At 70.7% G+C, this 16,557-nt stretch carries 17 protein-coding genes; 10 read left to right on the top strand and 7 right to left on the bottom strand.

Annotated features, from left to right (window positions below; translation table 11 throughout):
- Positions 1 to 4 precede the first annotated feature (4 nt).
- The gene (locus WBK31_RS01700) at positions 5 to 586 is read right to left on the bottom strand and encodes a TetR family transcriptional regulator C-terminal domain-containing protein (RefSeq protein WP_364058614.1); all 582 of its coding nucleotides are present in this window, start codon (positions 584 to 586) and stop codon (positions 5 to 7) included.
- 85 nt (positions 587 to 671) lie between these two features.
- On the opposite strand from WBK31_RS01700, the gene WBK31_RS01695 reads away from it, so the two are divergent.
- Positions 672 to 1,868, top strand: coding sequence for an FAD-dependent monooxygenase (locus WBK31_RS01695; RefSeq protein WP_406674223.1), 1,197 nt, complete (start codon positions 672 to 674; stop codon positions 1,866 to 1,868).
- Here WBK31_RS01695 and WBK31_RS01690 read toward each other — a convergent pair.
- Positions 1,795 to 2,760, bottom strand: a complete 966-nt coding sequence (locus tag WBK31_RS01690) for a hypothetical protein (protein ID WP_406674222.1) — start codon at positions 2,758 to 2,760, stop codon at positions 1,795 to 1,797. The genes WBK31_RS01695 and WBK31_RS01690 overlap by 74 nt on opposite strands.
- A 176-nt stretch (positions 2,761 to 2,936) precedes the next feature.
- A complete protein-coding gene (locus WBK31_RS01685) occupies positions 2,937 to 3,311 on the bottom strand; it encodes a VOC family protein (protein WP_364058623.1) in 375 nt (124 codons plus the stop codon).
- A gap of 246 nt (positions 3,312 to 3,557) precedes the next feature.
- Here WBK31_RS01685 and WBK31_RS01680 point away from each other — a divergent pair, with 246 nt between their 5' ends.
- The 3 genes from WBK31_RS01680 to secA2 all read left to right on the top strand — a co-directional run bounded on the left by WBK31_RS01680 (position 3,558) and on the right by secA2 (position 8,130).
- A complete protein-coding gene (locus WBK31_RS01680; protein WP_364058626.1) occupies positions 3,558 to 4,640 on the top strand; it encodes an acyltransferase in 1,083 nt (360 codons plus the stop codon).
- A gap of 291 nt (positions 4,641 to 4,931) precedes the next feature.
- Entirely contained in the window at positions 4,932 to 5,807 is an 876-nt protein-coding gene (locus tag WBK31_RS01675; protein WP_364058629.1) for an EamA family transporter, read from the top strand.
- A 121-nt stretch (positions 5,808 to 5,928) separates the two neighbouring features.
- On the top strand, positions 5,929 to 8,130 hold the full coding sequence (gene secA2 / locus WBK31_RS01670) for an accessory Sec system translocase SecA2 (RefSeq protein ID WP_378784946.1): 2,202 nt from the start codon (positions 5,929 to 5,931) through the stop codon (positions 8,128 to 8,130).
- A gap of 1 nt (position 8,131) precedes the next feature.
- On the opposite strand, the gene WBK31_RS01665 is transcribed toward secA2, so the two are convergent.
- On the bottom strand, positions 8,132 to 8,728 hold the full coding sequence (locus WBK31_RS01665) for a nucleotidyltransferase (protein ID WP_364058632.1): 597 nt from the start codon (positions 8,726 to 8,728) through the stop codon (positions 8,132 to 8,134).
- A gap of 70 nt (positions 8,729 to 8,798) precedes the next feature.
- Here WBK31_RS01665 and WBK31_RS01660 point away from each other — a divergent pair, with 70 nt between their 5' ends.
- From WBK31_RS01660 to WBK31_RS01650, 3 genes are all read left to right on the top strand, one after another.
- Positions 8,799 to 8,981, top strand: a complete 183-nt coding sequence (locus WBK31_RS01660; RefSeq protein ID WP_406674221.1) for a hypothetical protein — start codon at positions 8,799 to 8,801, stop codon at positions 8,979 to 8,981.
- Between the two features lie 227 nt (positions 8,982 to 9,208).
- Positions 9,209 to 10,345, top strand: coding sequence for an IS701 family transposase (locus WBK31_RS01655; RefSeq protein WP_364070935.1), 1,137 nt, complete (start codon positions 9,209 to 9,211; stop codon positions 10,343 to 10,345).
- A 301-nt stretch (positions 10,346 to 10,646) separates the two neighbouring features.
- The gene (locus WBK31_RS01650; protein ID WP_364058638.1) at positions 10,647 to 10,796 is read left to right on the top strand and encodes a GPGG-motif small membrane protein; all 150 of its coding nucleotides are present in this window, start codon (positions 10,647 to 10,649) and stop codon (positions 10,794 to 10,796) included.
- 119 nt (positions 10,797 to 10,915) lie between these two features.
- On the opposite strand, the gene WBK31_RS01645 is transcribed toward WBK31_RS01650, so the two are convergent.
- The 3 genes from WBK31_RS01645 to WBK31_RS01635 are packed head-to-tail and all read right to left on the bottom strand — an operon-like array spanning position 10,916 to position 13,098.
- The gene (locus WBK31_RS01645; protein WP_378784948.1) at positions 10,916 to 11,659 is read right to left on the bottom strand and encodes a metallophosphoesterase; all 744 of its coding nucleotides are present in this window, start codon (positions 11,657 to 11,659) and stop codon (positions 10,916 to 10,918) included.
- Complete coding sequence (locus WBK31_RS01640; RefSeq protein ID WP_364058644.1) at positions 11,643 to 11,891, bottom strand: BON domain-containing protein; 249 nt, start codon at positions 11,889 to 11,891, stop codon at positions 11,643 to 11,645. Before WBK31_RS01640 ends, WBK31_RS01645 begins: the two co-directional genes overlap by 17 nt.
- A 55-nt stretch (positions 11,892 to 11,946) precedes the next feature.
- Positions 11,947 to 13,098, bottom strand: a complete 1,152-nt coding sequence (locus WBK31_RS01635) for a DNA topoisomerase IB (RefSeq protein WP_406674220.1) — start codon at positions 13,096 to 13,098, stop codon at positions 11,947 to 11,949.
- A 55-nt stretch (positions 13,099 to 13,153) separates the two neighbouring features.
- Here WBK31_RS01635 and WBK31_RS01630 point away from each other — a divergent pair, with 55 nt between their 5' ends.
- From WBK31_RS01630 to WBK31_RS01620, 3 genes are all read left to right on the top strand, one after another.
- Positions 13,154 to 13,417 (top strand): hypothetical protein, encoded by a 264-nt coding sequence (locus WBK31_RS01630; protein ID WP_406674219.1) that lies wholly within the window; start codon positions 13,154 to 13,156, stop codon positions 13,415 to 13,417.
- 7 nt (positions 13,418 to 13,424) lie between these two features.
- Positions 13,425 to 14,441, top strand: coding sequence for an SDR family oxidoreductase (locus WBK31_RS01625; protein WP_378784951.1), 1,017 nt, complete (start codon positions 13,425 to 13,427; stop codon positions 14,439 to 14,441).
- A 190-nt stretch (positions 14,442 to 14,631) separates the two neighbouring features.
- Complete coding sequence (locus tag WBK31_RS01620; RefSeq protein WP_364058656.1) at positions 14,632 to 16,458, top strand: transketolase; 1,827 nt, start codon at positions 14,632 to 14,634, stop codon at positions 16,456 to 16,458.
- The last annotated feature ends 99 nt before the right edge of the window (positions 16,459 to 16,557 follow it).

Below are 16,557 nucleotides of genomic sequence, written 5' to 3'. Positions count from 1 at the left end.
CCGATCAGGTCTCGGCGGCGGTCCCGCCGAGCATGCCCGTGAGCACCTCGCGGACGGCCCGCTCCAGCTCCTCCCGCGTGGGCATGGCGCCCGCGCCCACGACCGCGTCGAACACCAGGCCCTCGGCGAACGCCACCAGCGTGCGCCCGTGCCGCACCGGGTCGCGCGAGCCCAGGGCGGCCAGGATCGCGACGGCGGGGTCGCGGAAGCGGCGGCCCGCCCTGTCGTAGATCGCGCGCAGCTCCGGCCGTCTGGTGGCCTCCAGCGCCAGCTCGTAGCGCGCGAGGGTGTGGACGCGGTCGGCGAGCCGCAGGTGCAGCGCTCCGGCCAGCAGTGCGGACAGCCCGGCCAGGTCGTGCGTCCGCTCGTACGCGCCCTCGTACGCGCCCGCCACCGCCTCCCACTCCAGCGCGGTGAGCCGGGCCAGCGTCAGCTCCAGCAGCGCCGCCCGCGTGCGCGCGAGGTTGGAGGTGGATCCCGGCGGCAGGCCCGCGGCCTCGTCGACGGCCCGGTGGGTCAGGCCGCGCATGCCGCGCTCGGCGAGCAGGGCGATGGCCGCGTCCGCCACGACGTCTGAGCGCTTCACGGCACCAGATACTACAGGAGTAGTTGGACATCACTACGGACGTAGTATCGTCGAACTACAGACGTAGTGAGCGAAGGAGGCCGCAATGGCCAGAGCCGTGGTGATCGGCGGCGGCGTCGGCGGGCTGAGCGCCGGTGTCGCGCTGCTGCGCAAGGGATGGGAGGTGACCGTGCTGGAGCGGGCGCCCGCCATCGAACCCGTGGGCTCCGGCCTGGCGATCGCCGCCAACGCGCTCAAGGCGCTCGACGCCCTCGGGCTCGGCGACCGGGTACGCGCGCTCGCCCACGCCGAGGGGCCGCTGATGCTGCGCAGGGCCGACGGGCGGCGGCTGACCGCCACCACGGAGGAGGCGGCCGACGGCGCGTACGGCGACTCGGTGGTGGCGATGCTGCGGGCCGCGCTGCTCGACATCCTGGCCGGCGGGCTCGCCGAGGCGGGCGGGCCGGACTGCCTGCGCGTGGGCACGGCGGTCACCGGCGTGGACGCGCAGCGCGGCGTCGTACGGACTTCTGCGGGCGACCTGGCGGCCGACCTGGTCGTGGCGGCCGACGGCATCAAGTCGCTCACCCGGCGCGCGCTCTTCCCCGGGCACCCGGACCCGTCGTACGCGGGGGTGACGGTCTGGCGGGCCCTCATCCCGCTCGGCGACGTGCGGCTTGACGACGGAAGCCCGTGCGACCCGTCACGCGTGCCGAGGTCGGAGAGCTGGGGCAGGGGCGCCGTCCTGGGCGTCCACCTGCTGGCCGGCGACCAGGTCTACATCTACGCCACCGACGTCGCACCGCCCGGCGGCGCCGCCCCGGACGAGCGCGAGGAGCTGCTGCGCAGGTTCGGCGACTGGCACGAGCCCATCCCCGCGCTGCTGCGGGCGGCCGACCCGGCGCGCATCATCCGCGGCGACATCTACTACCAGGCCACGCCGCTGCCCGCCTACCACCGGGGCAGGGTGGCGCTGGTCGGCGACGCGGCCCACGCGATGACGCCCAACCTCGGGCAGGGCGCCTGCCAGGCCATCGAGGACGCGGTGGTGCTGGGCCACCTGGCCGACCCCGCGCGGCCCGGTGAGAGCCTGGCCGCCTACACCGCGGCCAGGAAGGAGCGGACGACCCGGATCGTACGGCGCTCGCTGACGCTGTGCCGGATGAGCCGGCTGCGCAACCCGCTCGCCGTGCGGCTGCGGGACTCCGCGCTGACGGCGGCGAACCGGATCAGCCCAGATCTGATGTTGCGGTCGATGGACGAGATACTGCGCTGGCGTCCACCGGCGGAGGCTGCTCGCTGACAGCGCTCTCCTGAGGGCTCTCCTGGGGGCTCTCCTGGGGGCTCTCCAGGGGTTTGGGCGCTGGGGCCGGCTTGCTCTTGTCGGGGGCCAGCCTGCCCAGCGTGATCGTGCCGCCGATGGTCAGCGCGGCGGCCAGCAGGGCGGGCACCGCCGTACCGGGGGCGGTGGGCAGCGGCTCGCCGAGCAGGATCGCCCCGGCGAACACGGACGTGACCGGGTCGATGACCTGGACCCCCGCGTAGGCGATGCCGAAGTAGCCGACCGCGTACGAGCGTTGCAGCAGCACCACCGCGCAGACCAGCAGCACCGGCACGGCCAGGCTGAACCAGTGGATCAACCGGCCCCAGTCGCCCTGCATGCCGCCGGCCACCACGCGGACGAACGTGGACACGCTCGCCGTCATCACGCCCGCGCCCACCGCCAGCAGCAGCGCCTTGGCCGCCCCGCCCACCCGGCCGGCGAGCAGCTGGGTGAGCAGCGTGACGGCGGCGATCACGCCGATGAAGCCGAGTGCGGCCTTGTCGCTGAGGTGGGGCGGCACGTCATGGGCGGGCACCAGCAGCATCAGCCAGAGCAGGCCGACGGCCACCGCGATCGAGCCGATGATCTCCGCGCGGTACGGCTTGCGCCCGTACATGAACGCGGCGAGCGGCACGGCGAACACCAAGGTGGCCACGCTGATCGGCTGGACGGCCACCAGGGGCGCGAAGCTGAGCGCGACGGCGTGCAGGCAGGCGCCGGTGAAGGAGATGACGCCGCCCACCCACCAGCGGGGGCGGCGCACCAGACCGAGCGAGGCGCCCTCGGCCACGACCTCGTACTGCTGCAGCGCGGCGCCCAGCGCGTAGCCCAGCGCCCCCGCCAGCGCGATCAGCATGCCGACCCAGGTCATCGCGGCCCGCGCAGACGCAGGGATCCTTCCAGGAGCATTGCTCCAGCTTATGAGGCCGGAGGAGGCGCAGAATCATTCTTTAGGCGGAAAAGTCCATACAAATCGGTCTCGACGCGTACGGACTCGTAGCCTCGCCTTGGCCTCCCCTGGGCCCCCGCCGACTCCTGTTTGCCCTGCTATGCCGGTTCCGGGCACACGCAGAACAGGTGGCCCTGCGGGTCCTGGAGCACCACCCAGCGGGTGCCCTCCTCGGTGACGCCCGGCTGGAAATCGGGCTTCGTCGCGCCCAGCGCCACGTATTCCTCGACCGCCCGCTCCACGTCCGGCACCCGGAAGTCGAAGTGGAACTGCTTGTCCGGGCTCGGCCAGGTGACCGGCTTGCGGTCGGGGACGCGGCCGAAGTAGATCGAGACCGTGCCGTCGCCGATCGCGGCGTACTCGTCCTCGGCGTAGGTGATCTCCATCCCGGTCACCTGGTGGTAGAAGCCGGCCAGCGCCTTGGGGTCGGAGCAATCGATCGTGAAGGCCAAGAGGCTTGCTTTCGTCGTCATGGCGGCAAGCGTCTCAGCCGTACCTGCCATCTTCTGTCAGGTATGAGAACCCGCCGGCGCGTGAGGCGCGTCGGGCCTGGGAGCCCGGCGACGGCGAGCCGGAGACACGGCGATCACGTGTGTCTTGTCGGACATCGCGTCAAGTACCCGTCGGTACTCCTGTAAACCCGTAAGAATGCCTTTGCTGTCCTTTAACCAATCCGCAAGCTGATGCCGCCACCCTCTCCACATCAGAAGGGAGATGCCGTGCGTACCAGGCCAGAACGGCTCTACGAGATCGACGGGCTCCGGCTGCTGGCGGCACTGTGCGTAGTGCTGTACCACTATGTCTTCTCCGGCTGGGCCGGAGGAAAGACCACTGTGACGTTCGTCACCGAAAGCGCCTGGGCCAAATACGGCTACCTCGGCGTCGACCTGTTCTTTTTGATCAGCGGTTTCGTCGTGCTGATGAGCGCGTGGGGCAGGACGCCCCGGCAGTTCATCGTCTCGCGCGTGGTGCGGCTCTATCCCGCGTACTGGGTGGGCATCGCCGTCACTGCGACCGTCACCGCGCTGCTCGGATGGGGCATGTTCCAGGTGACGCTGCCGCAGGTGCTGGCCAACCTGACGATGTTCCAGGCGGTGCCGAACATCGAGAACGTGGACGTCGTCTACTGGACCCTCTGGGCCGAGATGCGGTTCTACATCCTCATGCTGATCGCCACCATGATCGGCATCACGCGGGGCCGCATCATGATCGGGCTGTGGGGCTGGCTGGCGCTGACGTTCCTCGTCGAGCTGGGCGTGCTGCCGGGCGTCGCCGACCTGGTCGTCCAGTCCGAGTTCTCCCACTACTTCATCGCCGGGATGGCGCTGTTCCTGCTCTACCGGTTCGGGCTCGACTGGCAGATCGCGCTGCTGGTGCCCATCTGCCTGGGCAACGCCGTCTACCGGGCCATCGGGTACGCCGAGGCCGTCGGCGAGCGCTACAACGTGACGTACTCGCCGGTCGTCATCACCGCCGTCGTCGTGCTCATCTTCCTCGTCATGACGTTCATCGCGCTCGGGGTCACCCGGGCCCTGGCCAGGCCGTGGCTGGTGACGGCGGGCGCGCTCACGTACCCGCTGTATCTGCTGCACGCGCACGTGGGCTTCATCCTGTTCGCCAGGCTCGAAGGGGCGTTCAACAAGTACGTGCTGCTCGTCGGGATGATCGTGGTCATGCTGGTGGCCGCGTACGCGGTGCACCGGTTCGTGGAACGACCGCTCGCACCCCGGCTCAAGCGCCTGCTGTCCAAGAAGGAGCCACCCGCACACGCCGCGGTCCCCGCCGGCACCCCCAGCGCCTGAGCCCGCGCCCCCACCGGCACCCCCAGCGCCTGAGCTCGTGTCCCGCCGGCACCCCGACCCCGTGAGCACCCCTGCCTCGCGAGCACCCGCCCCCGTGAGCGCCCCTGCGGACGGGGCACCACTGGGGGAGCGGTTATCTTAGGGGGCATGCATCGGCGTCTGATCTGTTCTCCGCCTCCCGCCCGCTAGCGGGCGGCGTCTTCTGACCTTCGCCGGGTCGTCACCGATCCGGGGGTGATCGCTGCCCGCTCACCGGGCCTTGATCGATCTTCACCTCCGGAGAACTCTTCGATGACGCATGTCTCCGCCCGGCGGGGCGCCCTTTACGCGTCCGTGGCCGCGACCGCCTGGGGCACCGGCGGCGCCGCCGGGTCGTTGCTCTTCCAGACCGGCGGGCTGGGTCCCGTCGGCGTATCACTGTGGCGCTACATCATCGGCGCCGCCTGCCTGCTCGTTCTCGTCCGCGGCACGAGCCGCCCGCACATGACGGGGCGGACGGTGGTGGTGGGGGCCGGGATGGCGCTCTACCAGACCGCGTACTTCGCCGCGATCGCGCACTCCGGCGTCGCGGTGGCGACCGTGGTGACGATGGGCGCCACCCCCATTTTCACCGCCCTGGGCAGCCGCTTCCTGCTCCGCGAGCGCCTGGGACGCACGGCGCTGGTCGCGCTGGCCGCGGCGCTGACCGGGCTCGTGCTGCTCACGTTCGAGTCCGCGACGGCGGGCACCGGACAGTCCCCGGTGGCCGGGGTGCTGCTGGCGCTGGCCTCCGCCGCCGGGTACGCCGGGGTGACGCTGGTCTCGCGGCGTCACCGCGACGACGGCGGCCCGGAGGCGGCGGCGATCGGCGGGTTCGTGGTGGGCGCGCTGTTCCTGGCGCCGTTCGCGCTGGCGGAGGGCGCGCTGCCCGAGCTGACCTGGACGTCGGCGGCGCTGCTCGTCTACCTGGGCGCGGTGCCGACGGCGCTGGCGTACGGGCTGTTCTTCCGCGCGCTGACCGCCCTGCGCGCCACCACCGTGTCGATCATCTCGCTCGGCGAGGCGGTGGGCGCGGCGCTGCTGGGGGTGGTGCTGTTCGGCGAGCGGCTCACTCCGCTGGCATGGTCGGGCTGCGTGCTGCTGCTCGCGGCGGTTGCCGTGCTGGCCGCACGGGCCGATGCGCCATGATGTGACGGCGCAGACGGCCGGATGAGTTAAGGTCCGGTACGGCGGCGCTTGCCGAATCGTCGCTCCGTTCCCCCAGAGCGGCAGGGGGAACGGTGTCGGCGTAGCGCGCGTTGGAGGAACTGTGGCCTCGCTAAAGGGAATACTGAGGAACCTCCTGGACCGACCGGGAGGCGTCCCTCTCGCGCCCTACCAGAAGATCGTGAAGGCGGCCGGAGCGCGGGAAGACGAGCTGCGCGGCATGCACGAGCTGCCGGTGCCCGATATGAGGGATCTCGCGGAGTTCTGCGCGATCGTCCGTGAGACCGCCGACCGCACGCTCGGCCTTCGGCCCTATGACGTGCAGTTGCTGGGCACGCTGGCGCTGCTCGACGGCAAGGTCGCCGAGATGGCCACAGGCGAGGGCAAGACGCTCTCCGGTGCGATGGCGGCGGCCGGTTACGCGTTGCAGGGCAAGCGCGTCCACGTGATCTCCGTCAACGACTACCTCGCCAGGCGCGACGCCGAGTGGATGGGCCCGTTCTACGAGGCGCTGGGCGTGAGCGTGGGCTGGATCGACCAGAACTCCACGCCCGAGGAGCGGCGCGAGGCGTACGCGAAGAACGTCACGTACGGCCCGGTCAGCGAGATCGGCTTCGACGTGCTGCGCGACCGGCTGCGCACGAAGGCGAGCGAGCTGATCGTGCCCGAGCCCGAGGTGGCGCTGATCGACGAGGCCGACTCGGTGCTGGTCGATGAGGCCAGGGTGCCGCTGGTGATGGCGGGGGCGGCCGACGCCGGCAACACGGTGCCGGAGATGGCGGCGCTGGTCAGGCAGCTCGTCCGCGGCTATCACTACGAGATCGACGAGCAGGCGCGCAACGTCTACCTGACCCCGAAGGGCGCCGACAGCGTCGAGAACATCCTGGGCGTCGACCTCTACGACGAGAACGAGCCAGGCACGCTGATCGAGCTCAACCTCGCCCTGCACGCCCACGCGCTGCTGACCCGCGACGTCGACTACATCGTGCGCGACGGCAAGGTGCAGCTCATCAACCCGTCGCGGGGCCGGGTGGCGCTGCTGCAGCGCTGGCCCGACGGGTTGCAGGCGGCGGTCGAGGCAAAGGAGGCGCTGCCGCCGAGCGAGAAGGGCGAGATCCTCGACTCGATCACCGTTCAGGGGCTGATCCGCCGCTATCCACAGATCTGCGGCATGACGGGCACGGCGGTGGCGGTCAGCGAGCAGCTCGGCGAGTTCTACGGGCTGAAGGTCGCGGTGATCCCGCCCAACCGGCCGTGCATCCGGGTGGACGAGCCCGACCGCATCTATCCGACGGTGCCCGACAAGGACGCGGCGCTGGTGGAGGAGATCCAGGCGGTCCACGAGACCGGGCGGCCGATCCTGATCGGCACGCTCGACGTGGCCGAGTCGGAGAACCTCGCCAAGCTGCTGCAGCGGCGCGGCCTCGAGCCGGTGGTGCTCAACGCCAAGAACGACGCCGAAGAGGCGGCGATCATCGCCAAGGCGGGCGAGCGCGGCGCGATCACCGTCTCCACGCAGATGGCAGGCCGCGGCACCGACATCAGGCTCGGCGAGGGCGTGGCCGAACTGGGCGGCCTGTACGTGATCGGCTCGGGCCGCCACGCCAGCAGCCGGCTCGACGACCAGCTCCGCGGACGGGCCGGGCGGCAGGGCGACCCCGGCGGCTCGGTGTTCTTCGTCAGCATGGAAGACCCGCTGATCACGCAGTTCGTGCCCGACGAGCGCCCGCCCGCCCCCGATCCCGACGGGATCATCAGGCACCGGCGCGGGGCGTACATCGTGGGCCACGCGCAGCGCGTCGCCGAGGGCGTCAACCTTGAGATCCACCGCAACACGTGGCGCTACACGCGGCTGCTGGAGCACCAGCGCGAGCTGATCCTGGAGTGGCGCGACAAGGTGCTGCACGGCGACGCCGCCTCCAAGGCGCTGGCCGAGGCCGACCCCGAGCGGTGGGCGGCGATGCCGGAGGACACCCGCGACGAGACGGCGCGGCAGATCGTGCTGCACGCGATCGACAGCTGCTGGACCGAGCATCTCGCGTTCCTGACCGACCTGCGCGAGGGCATCCACCTGCGGGCGCTCGGCCGGATGAGCCCGATCGACGAGTTCCACCGCGAGGCGGTGGCCGAGTACAAGAAGCTGCTGGCGGAGGTGGAGCGGCGCTCGCTGGAGTCGTTCGAGGCGCCGGAGCCCGACCTGAAGCGGCCGTCGGCGACGTGGACCTACCTCGTGCAGGACAACCCGTTCGGCACCGAGTGGGACCGCATTCTCAAGCGGGTCTCGGACGGAAGCCGCCGCCGCTGACTCACGGCCACGTGGACTCGCCCTTGGGGATCACCGGGCCGTCGAGCACGCCCAGGCGCTCCAGCAGGGTGATGAACGTCGCCGCGTACGGCGAGGTCTCGGTGACGGCGGCCACCCGCGGCCAGTCCACCTGCTCGCGCAGCGCCCGCACCTGCGCGAGCAGCGCGCCGTAGTCGCAGGCATGCTCCGACAGCGGCAGCAGCCAGGAGATCACCAGGTCGGTGGCCTGGAGCACGGGCACGATCACCGCCGACGCCTTCAGCGGCTCGGCCCGGTCGAGCAGCTCGTCGGTGATCGGCATGTCGGAGATCCGGAAGATCAGGTCGACGAGCCGCCCTTCGTCGTACGCCTTGACCAGCCAGTCCTCCGGCGGCTTGGCGGTCTGGAAGCCGATGCCGCGCAGCGCCTCCAGGGCGGCGGGCACGTCGTGCTCGGTCAGCACGAAGTCCACGTCGTGCAGTGAGGGCGCGGCGCCGCGCGCGTAGGCGGCACAGCCTCCGGCCAGCGCGAATTTGACACCGGCGTCCTTGAGCCCCGAGCTGGCTCGCTTGAGCGTGTCGAGGATCGCGTCGGTGACCGCGTGGCTGTGGCTGCCCATGCGCATCGGCTACCCGAACGATCGTCGGCTAGACGTTGGGGACAGGGGTATCTGGGTAGCCCGATGAGCTATGACCGAAATCCTGGCAATGACCGAGCAGACCTATGCGAACGGCCAGGATCGGCCGCTGGCGCGCTACGCGGGACTCCTCGGCGCGTACGGCGGGACGGTCGGCGTGGCCGCCGCCGTGGCGGCGCTGGCGGGCCGCTGGCTGCGGCTCGCGTACGCGAAACTGATGAAGTCCGCCGAATGACCGCTGTTCGAACGGAGCGTTCAAGACAGGACGTTCAGACAGGGCGTTCAAGACAGAGCGTTTAATACTCCAGCCGCACTTCGAGATCTCGATCTGGTCGAGGCTGAGACGTGAGACGGCCACCGCAGTGATCATGTGGGTGTGTGGAATCCAGATGATCGGCGGTGGCCGTGGCAGCCACGGTAGCCGAAATCGACCCGCGTGTATGGGCCGATGCGTTCGATGACCTGTTCGCGCAGGTAGTGGCACCGTTCTTCGGCCGGCGTGAGCCGCGGATCAGAGCGCGTGGTTACCTGCTGGGCCTGCTGAGTTCGCTGGAACGCAAGAACGGCTGGTCCCTGGCCGAGTTCGCCGGAGACGCGACACCCGACGGGATGCAACGACTGCTCAACCACGCCCGCTGGGACGTCGATGCGGTCCGGGATGCACTGCGGGCCCAGGTCGCCGAGCGGCTCGGGTGCCTGGACGGGGTGCTGGTGGTCGACGACACCGGGTTCGAGAAGAAGGGCCGCCGCTCGGCCGGGGTGCAGCGCCAGTACACCGGCACGGCCGGAAAGATCACCAACTGTCAGGTCGGAGTGTTCGCCTCCTACCTGCACCCCGGCCGGCAACGGGTGCTGATCGACCGGGAACTGTATCTGCCCGCTTCCTGGTTCACCGCACCCGAGCGGCGCACCGACGCCGGCATCCCGGAGCAGGTGGAGTTCGCGACCAAACCGGAGCTGGCCTGGAGGATGATCGAGCGGGCCGCCGACGATCCGCTGCTCACCTTCGCCTGGCTCACCGCGGATGAGGGCTACGGCGACAACCCCGTGTTGCGTGAGCGGTGCCGCAGCCGGGGTTTGAGCTACGTGTTCGCTGTCTCCTGTGACCACCCGATCGTGCTGGCCGGCCGGAAGATGCGTGCCGATGAGGTCTTCGCCGCGCTGGAGGAGCAGGCGTGGCAGCGTTACTCCTGCGGCCAGGGTGCCAAGGGCCACCGCTACTACGACTGGGCGTGGATCCCGCTCGGCCCGGCCGAGTGGCTGCTGGCCCGCCGCTCCATCACTGATTCCGGCGAGCTGGCGTTCTACACCTGCTGGGCCACCGGCCCGGTCGCGCTGCCGGAGCTGGTGCGAGTGGCGGGATCGCGGTGGAGCGTGGAGGAATGCTTCCAGGCCACCAAGAACGAGGTCGGCCTGGACCATTACCAGGTCCGCAAGCACCTGGCCTGGTATCGGCACGTCACGTTGGCCATGGTCGCTCACGCTCACCTGGCTTTCCTCGCCGCCGGCCCACCCGGCGCAACGGGCGCTCAGCAGGGCGAGGCTTTCTCGGGCCTGGCCACACAGGGGGCCCTGCCGACAGGGACGATCACAGCTTGAGGGTGCGAACGGTGACGATTCCGGCGAGCTGATCCCGCTTACCGTCAACGAGATCCGGCGTCTGCATGCTCATCTTGCCCAGCCCCGGCACCCTGCCAGTCATCGAATCCGCTGGTCACAGTGGCGACGTCGGCATCAAGCCCGCGCCCGCCGCTGCCATTACCAGCGACAGCGACGAATCATCGATCACTAAATGCGGCTGGAGTATTAAGCAGGGCCGAAAACGGCGGTGCATTTCCCGTTTTCTTTGCCGGCGTAAGAAACAGGTTATGAGTCACCCGCCGAGGGCAGGTGCAGGCCCATGGCTACATTGCTCTGGATCATCGCCGTCATTCTCGTCATCGCCGGGATCTACGTGCTCCTGGCCCGGCGCGACATCCTCTGGGGTATCGTGCTCATCGTCCTCGGACTCCTGGTCGGGCCCGGTGGGGTCAGCATCTTCCATGTCTAAGGGAGCCGTTCTCCCGGTCTCCCTGCCCGCATCCACCGGGCCGATCTCCGAGAGCGGCCCGGCGGTTTTACGGTTCTCCGGTTCTCCAAGGAAATGAGCGTTTTTCAGCGCCGCACGTCTTACTCGTGGACTTCCGCGCAATTGATGCAGTAGACGCAGTAGGCCCGGCCGAGCACCGGCAGCGCCACGTTGCGCACCCGGATGCCGCCCGGCGTCATGCCCTTCTCGCTGCCCTTGTGTGCGTGTCCGTGCAGGATGAGGTCGGCGCCCGCCGTATCGACGGCCTCGGCCAGCAGGTAGCTGCCGAGAAACGGGTAGATCTCCGGCGGCTCGCCCTCCAGCGTCTCCTTGATCGGTGAGTAGTGGGAGAGCACCACGCGATAGTCGGCGACGATCTCCTTGAGCGCCATCTTCCACGACTCGGCGATCTGGCGGGTGTGGTGGACGAACGCCTTGATCTCGCGCTCGCCGAACTCGCTGGCGCACTTGCCCGCGAACCCGCCGCCGAACCCCTTCCCGCCGACGACGCCCAGCTTCTTGTCGCCGCACTGCAGCACCACACCGTCGTCGTCGAGCACGGTGACGCCCGCGTCGCGCAGCTCGGCGGCGATCTCGCGCTCCAGGTCGGAGTGGTAGTCGTGGTTGCCGAGCACGGCGACCGCCGGGATGGGCAGGCCGCGCAGCTCGTCGGCCACGATCCGGCCTTCCTCCAGCGTGCCGTGCCTGGTCAGGTCGCCCGCGAGCATGAAGACGTCGGCGCGGTCCTCGATGCCGCGCAGCCGCTTCCTGTACTGGCCCTTGACGTCTTCACCCAGATGGATGTCGCCTACCGCGGCTATCCGCAGGTCAGTCAAGATGCTCATCCTCCCCCGGCTCGCCGGCCTCGACGACGTTGATCTCGTTGTGCAGGTGCAGGTCGGGCGCGACCTCGTGGGCCACCTGCCCGAGCCGGTCGCGCTGCTCCCACCCGCTGACCTGGCCGCGCAGGAAGAGCTGATCACCTCGGATGTCGACGCGGATTCCCAGCTCGGTCGTACGGGCGTCCTCGGCCAGCGCCTGCTGGACACGGGCCGCGACGTACTGCGGAGCTTCCATCGCTCGTCCCCCTTCTCTGTCGCCGCATGCCCGAGCGCCAATCGCTCAAACAGCCTCAAGCAGCACGAATCAGGTCGATAACCGCCCGTTCCACCGGGCCCGCCGTGGCGAGCTGGCCGAAGTCGGTGTCCGCTCCCAGCTCGGTGAGCACCGCGGCGATCGTCCGCTCCTGGTCGTACGCCTCGATCACTCTCGGGTCCACGTACGACGCCCTGGCCACGGTCGGCGTGTTGCCCAGGTACTCCGACACCTCGCGCATCACCCGGGTGATGGCCTGCTTCTTGCGGGTGACGCTCTCGCGCCCGGCCGGCCCGGACACCGCCAGCCCCACGGCCGCCAGCACGGTGGCGTGCCAGGTGCGGAAGTCCTTGGCCGTGACCTCGTGGCCGATGGTCTCGCGCAGGTACTCGTTGATGTCCTCGCTCTTGATGTCGCCCCAGCCGTCGGCGCGCCGGTAGCGCAGCAGCTCGCCGTCCACCCGCAGCGCCTTCAGCGCGCGCAGCACCTTGCACGCCCCGGGGTCGGCGACGTCCACCTCGCGCAGGATGTCGCCCTTGGCCTGGTAGGCGCAGGTGACCATGCCGCGCGAGCAGGTGATGTGCTCCATCCTGAGCGTGGCCAGGCCGTAGGTGTCGTAGCTCTCCCCGCCGATGCGGAAGAAGCCGATGTCGAGCAGCCGGGCGGCGGTGGCCAGCACCCGTTCCCTGGTCAGCCCGCGTCCCTGGAGCTGCTCGTCCACGATCTTCCTGAACGCCGGCAGCCGCTCGGCCACCTCGAGCACCCGGTCGAACTTGGCCCGGTCCTGCTGCTCGCGCCACACGTCGTGGTAGCGGTACTGCCGCCGTCCCGCCGCGTCGGTGCCCACGGCCTGCAGGTGCCCATGGGGTGAAGCGCAGATCCACACGTCGCGCCAGGCCGGTGGGATGGCGAGCGCCCTGATGCGGGCGAGCACCTCCGGGTCGCGCACCGGCCGCCCGTCGCAGTCGTGGTAGCTGAACCCGCGCCCGCGCCGTCGCCGGGTGATGCCCGGCTCGCTCTGGTCGCTCGGATGCAGCTCGATGTCCGGCCCGTTGACGTCCGGCCCGTTGCCGTCTGGCCCGTTGATGTGTGGCCCGTTGCCGTGTGGCCCGTTGTGTGGCGCGGTCGCGAAGGCCGCTGCCAGGGCTTCGGCATCGGGTGGTTCTGTACGGGGTTTCGTCTCGGGCACTCGAAGCGGCTACCCCCGACGTTAGGCGGCAAACGGCACGGGCAGGGGAAGCCCCATGTCTGACAAAGGTGAGTGGCACGAGGAACGAGACAGCAGAGGTCACGCCATGGTGCCCGCCACCCCCCGCGACGTGGTGCACATCAGAGTCGTCTCCTTCATGCTGGTGTTCCTGTTCGCGTTCACGGTGCTGGGAATCATGACCCGGGCGTGGGTCCTGGCCGTCATCGCGGTCATCGCGGCGATCGTCGCGGTGATCGACCTGCTCATGGCCGTACGACGGCAGAAACAGCGCTCCGGACAAGACGGAGAGGCGGGCTGATCCCGGCATGGCACCACTGCGCGGGCGGGTGGTCGTGGTGACGGGCGCGAGCGGCGGGGTGGGGCGGGCGGTCGCCCGCGAGCTGGGCACGCAGGGTGCCAAGGTGGCCCTGATCGCCCGCGGCACCGCCGGGCTGGGCGCGGCGGCCGTGGACGTCGGCACCGGCGGCGGCACGGGCCAGGTCTACGAGGCCGACGTATCGGATTACGAGCAGGTGCGGCAGGCGGCCGAGCGGATCGAGAAGGAGCTGGGCCCCATCTCCGTCTGGATCAACGCCGCCTTCTCCTCCGTATTCGCGAAATTCACTGACATCTCCCCCGAGGAGTTCGAACGCGCCACCGCCGTGACATACCTCGGATACGTCTGGGGCACCAAGGTGGCGCTCGACCTCATGCGCCCGCGCAACGCGGGCGCGATCGTCCAGGCCGGCGCAGCGCTGGCGTACCGGGCGATCCCCCTGCAGTCGGCGTACTGCGGCGCGAAGCACGCGGTCAAGGGCTTCACCGAGTCGGTGCGCACGGAGCTGCTCGCCGAGCAGAGCAACGTCAAGATCACCCTGGTGCAGCTTCCCGCGCTCAACACCCCGCAGTTCGAGTGGGTGCTGTCCAAGCTGCGCCGGCACCCCCAGCCCGTACCCCCGATCTACCAGCCGGAGGTGGCCGCGCGCGCCCTCGTGTACGCGGCCGAGCACCCCGAGCGCAAGGAGTACTGGGTCGGCACCAGCACGGTCGCCACCCTCATCGCGCAGCGGCTCGCCCCCGCCCTGATCGACCGCTACCTCGCGCGGACCGGCATCGAATCGCAGCAGACCAGCGAGCAGGCGCCGAGCGGAGTGTCCAACCTGTGGGAGCCCGCCGACGAGGACACCGACTACGGTGCGCACGGCACGTTCGACCGCCGCTCACACGGGCGCAGTCCCCAGCTCTGGCTCTCCCAGCACCGCGCGCCCGTCCTCCTCACGCTGGCGATGGGCGGCGCCGCCGCGGCGACCGCCGCCATGCTGCGCCAGGCCGGCCACCTCTGACCGCCGACGGACTGCACCGGGCCGGTCACCTCCGACCGCCGACGGACTGCACCGGGTAGGCCACCTCCGACCGCCGACGGACTACGCCAGGCCGGCCGCCTCCGACCGCCCCTGACCGCCTCGGGCGGGAGCCGACTTATCCGCTCCTGCCCGGGTAGGCGGGCGGGAACCCGTCAACGAGGAGGACATCGTGCCTGAGCGCGATCTTCAGTATCTGGCCGAGCTGGCGGCGCAGCTCCGGGTCGACTCCGTACGGGCCGCCGCCGCGGCCGGCTCCGGCCACCCCACCTCGTCGATGTCGGCCGCCGACCTCATGGCCGTGCTGTTCGCCTGCCACCTGCGCTACGACTTCGACCGGCCCGGCCACCCCGCCAACGACCACCTGATCTTCTCCAAGGGCCACGCCTCTCCCCTCCTCTACGCCCTCTACAAGGCCGCGGGCGCGATCGATGACGATGAGCTGCTGACGTTCCGTCGGCGGGGCAGCCGGCTCGAAGGGCATCCGACCCCGCGCCTGCCCTGGGTGGACGTCGCCACCGGCTCGCTCGGCCAGGGCCTGCCCATCGGGGTCGGCGTGGCGATGGCCGGGCGGCTGGAACGCCTGCCGTACCGGGTGTGGGTGCTGTGCGGCGACGGCGAGCTGGCGGAGGGCTCCATCTGGGAGGCGGCCGAGCACGCGGGCAGCGAGGGCCTGGCGAACCTGACCGCGATCGTGGACATCAACCGCCTCGGCCAGCGCGGGCCCACCCGGCACGGCTGGGACATCGGCGCGTACGCCCGCAGGTTCGGCGCGTTCGGCTGGCACACCATCGAGATCGACGGCCACGACCCCGGGCAGATCGACTTCGCGCTCGCCGACGCCGCGAACACCCGGCGGCGGCCCACCGTGATCCTGGCCAAGACCCGCAAGGGCGAGGGCGTGCTGGAGGCCGAGAACCGCGAGGGCGCCCACGGCAAGGCGCTGAAGGACCCGGACAAGGCCGTGGAGGAGCTGGGCGGGATCCGGGACGTCCGCGTCGCCGTGCACCCGCCGGAGACGGATGCCGCGCCGTTCAGGTTCGGCGACGACGGGCTCGCGCTGCCCGCGTACCCGGTGGGCGAGCAGGCGGCGACCCGGGACGCGTACGGGGCGGCGCTGGCGGCGCTCGGCGCGGCCAGGGGCGACGTGGTGGCGCTGGACGGCGAGGTGGCCGACTCCACCAGGGCCGAGGCGTTCGCCAAGGAGTTCCCCGAGCGGTTCTTCGAGATGTACATCGCCGAACAGCAGCTCGTCGCCGCCGCCGTCGGTCTTCAGGTGCGGGGGTGGAAGCCGTACGCGGCCACGTTCGCGGCGTTCCTGACCAGGGCGCACGACTTCATCAGGATGGCCGGGGTGAGCGGAGCCTCGATCAGGCTCGTCGGCTCGCACGCCGGAGTGGAGATCGGCCAGGACGGGCCGTCACAGATGGGCCTGGAAGACCTCGCCATGCTGCGCGCCGTACACGGCAGCACCGTGCTCTATCCCTGCGACGCCAACCAGACGGCGGCGCTGCTGGCGGAGATGGCCGACCTGGAGGGCGTGTCCTACCTGCGTACGACGCGCGGGCCCACGCCGGTCATCTACCAGCCGGGCGAGCGCTTCCCCGTGGGCGGCTCACGCGTGCTGCGACACTCCGCCGGCGACCGGGCCACGATCGTGGCGGCCGGGGTGACCGTGCACGAGGCGCTGGCGGCGGCCGGCTCCCTGCGTGCGGACGGCATCCCGGTGGGCGTCATCGACCTGTACTCCATCAAGCCCGTGGACACCGCCGCGCTGACCGAGGCGGCCACCACCACAGGGAACCTCATCACGGTCGAGGACCACAGGATCGAGGGCGGGCTGGGCGACGCCGTGACGGACGCGGTGAGCGAGCTGGGGCCGCGCGTGATCAAGCTGGCCGTACGTGATCTGCCCGGATCCGCGACGTCGCGGGAGCAGCTCGCCGACGCCCGCATCGACCGCCACGCCATCGCGGACGCCGTCAAGCGCCTCCTCTGATTCCCGCCGCCCGGCTCTGACCCCGCCTGCTCGCCACGCGGAAGCGCGTTGGGACGAGCGCCGTTCGGATGCCCACCGTAGAAGCCGATCACCGCCGGA

Source organism: Nonomuraea sp. N2-4H, assembly GCF_045291505.1.
Lineage (GTDB): Bacteria > Actinomycetota > Actinomycetes > Streptosporangiales > Streptosporangiaceae > Nonomuraea > Nonomuraea fastidiosa.
Note: the sequence above shows the minus strand (reverse complement) of the source record. Positions and strands in the feature narration are given on the sequence as shown.